This window comes from Actinocorallia lasiicapitis, assembly GCF_054778695.1.
Genome location: NZ_BAAGZI010000680.1, coordinates 1 through 1,624, shown reverse-complemented (window position 1 = coordinate 1,624; position 1,624 = coordinate 1). Strand labels below are relative to the sequence as shown.

Sequence of the window (1,624 nt, the reverse complement as noted above, 5' to 3'; positions counted from 1 at the left end):
TCGCCGACACCGACGGCCGCGACCAGTGGCTGACCGGCGCCTGGCGGACGGCCGTGCTCCGCGCCGCGCTCGACGGCTACCGGGGCCGGTCGCTGCGAGGCGTCCTGGACGGCCTGGAGCCCCGCCGGATTCCGGCTCCCCCTGAGTGGTTCGACTGCGACACCCCAACGGACCTGGCACGGGCCAGGAGCATGGTCGAGGAGCCCCGATGACCTTGGACGAGTGGACCGCCGTCGCCGCCGCCGAACTCGGCCTCGACCCGGGGGAGATCGACCGCGATCTGGTCCTGGACCTGGCGAGGGACGTGGCCCATGGCGTCGCGCGGCCCGCGGCCCCGCTGACGGCGTTCCTGCTGGGCCTGGCCGTCGGGCGCGGCGGCGATTCCCAGGCCCTCGCCGCCCGTCTCGCCGAGCTGGCTAGCCGTCCTGCTCCGTGAGTTCGGCGACGGGCACGGCGTCCTTGAAGAAGCTCCGGACGTCCAGGAACGAGGTCAGTGAGCCCTTGTGCTCGTCGCAGGCCAGCCACACCTTGCGGCGCTCCGGGGTGTGGATCTTGGGGTTGTTCCAGCGGAGTCCCCAGACGGCCGCGCCGCCGCAGCCCTTCGCTGAACACTGAAAGTCAGTCATTTACAGTCCTTTGTCTGATTTGGGTGTCTTTCTGGGGCTCGGCCGTGCAGCGTGGGTGATGTGCCCGGACACGGGCGTGCCCGACCGATTCAGGGGGATCTGATGGGCGACACCAGGAAGAAGCCGGCGAAGACGACCGGCAAGGCGAAGCGGACCGCCATGAAGGAAGCTCGCGCCGCCAAGCAGGAGAAACGCGCCAGCAAGGAGCGTGCCGAGCGTATGCCTGAGGAATAGGCGCGGTTCGGCAGGGGCGTGGACGGTGGATCGTCCGCGCCCCTGATCAGTTTAGGCGGAACGGACGAGCGGGTACGGTGGTCGCCAGGGGCGTCGGCGTCCCACTCGGCTGCCTGCGCACGACCGTGGACTACCTGGGGTGATGGGGCTCGGTGGATCGACTGGCCGGGGTGCTCTTGCGGAGACGGCGCACCGTCGTACCGGGGGCCCTGTTCGACGGGCTGGTCCCGCCCGCCCGGCAGCGCAGAGTCCTGCGCCACACCCGCGCCGACGTCGCCAACGGGCTGATCGCCCTCGAAACCGACCTCGCCGGGCACGGCTACCTGCTCGGCCCCGAACTGCACCGCGCGCTCGGCCGGCTGACCGGCGAGCAGCTCGCCGTCGCCGGACGGCGGCTCGTCGGGCTGGTCGCGGCGGAGTCGGGCGCGGACGTCCCGCACGTCCCCCTGTTCCGGCGCTTCCCCGACTCGGTGCCCGACGACACCCTCGACCTGTACGTGCGGCGGATCTTCACGCTGATCCTCCAGGAACCCGCCCAGCCGTGCGTGCTCTGCGGCGACCGCCGCTCCGTGCAGCCGGTCGCGCCGTGCGCCCATCTGGTCTGCCGGGCCTGCTGGGACGGCGGCGAGTACAGCGCCTGCCCGCTCTGCCACCGCCGGATCGACCCGGACGACCCGTTCCTGCGCCCCGTCAGGGAACGCGGCGGCCGCACCCCCGCCCGGACGGTCCGCCGCACCCGCGTGCTCGGCCACCACGACGACGCC

4 protein-coding genes and 1 pseudogene are annotated in these 1,624 nt (G+C 72.5%); 4 read left to right on the top strand and 1 reads right to left on the bottom strand.

Annotation, left to right across the window (positions count from 1 at the left end):
- Positions 1 to 212, top strand: a pseudogene (locus ACYVE7_RS33710) (hypothetical protein); the annotation flags it as partial.
- Complete coding sequence (locus ACYVE7_RS33705; protein ID WP_460370586.1) at positions 209 to 436, top strand: DUF6457 domain-containing protein; 228 nt, start codon at positions 209 to 211, stop codon at positions 434 to 436. The pseudogene ACYVE7_RS33710 and the gene ACYVE7_RS33705, both read left to right, overlap by 4 nt.
- On the opposite strand, the gene ACYVE7_RS33700 is transcribed toward ACYVE7_RS33705, so the two are convergent.
- A complete protein-coding gene (locus ACYVE7_RS33700; protein WP_460370584.1) occupies positions 417 to 626 on the bottom strand; it encodes a hypothetical protein in 210 nt (69 codons plus the stop codon). The genes ACYVE7_RS33705 and ACYVE7_RS33700 overlap by 20 nt on opposite strands.
- A 102-nt stretch (positions 627 to 728) precedes the next feature.
- On the opposite strand from ACYVE7_RS33700, the gene ACYVE7_RS33695 reads away from it, so the two are divergent.
- Both ACYVE7_RS33695 and ACYVE7_RS33690 read left to right on the top strand, forming a co-directional pair.
- Positions 729 to 860: a hypothetical protein gene (locus ACYVE7_RS33695; protein WP_460370582.1), complete on the top strand. Its 132-nt coding sequence runs from the start codon at positions 729 to 731 to the stop codon at positions 858 to 860.
- Between the two features lie 170 nt (positions 861 to 1,030).
- On the top strand, positions 1,031 to 1,624 hold a 594-nt coding region (locus ACYVE7_RS33690; protein WP_460370580.1), incomplete at its 3' end, for an RING finger family 4 domain-containing protein.

What these genes read in the sequence shown, in the direction of transcription:
- ACYVE7_RS33700 (WP_460370584.1), bottom strand. Translation starts at nt 626, where the DNA reads ATGACTGACTTTCAGTGTTCAGCGAAGGGCTGCGGCGGCGCGGCCGTC.
- ACYVE7_RS33705 (WP_460370586.1), top strand. Translation starts at nt 209, where the DNA reads ATGACCTTGGACGAGTGGACCGCCGTCGCCGCCGCCGAACTCGGCCTC.
- ACYVE7_RS33695 (WP_460370582.1), top strand. Translation starts at nt 729, where the DNA reads ATGGGCGACACCAGGAAGAAGCCGGCGAAGACGACCGGCAAGGCGAAG.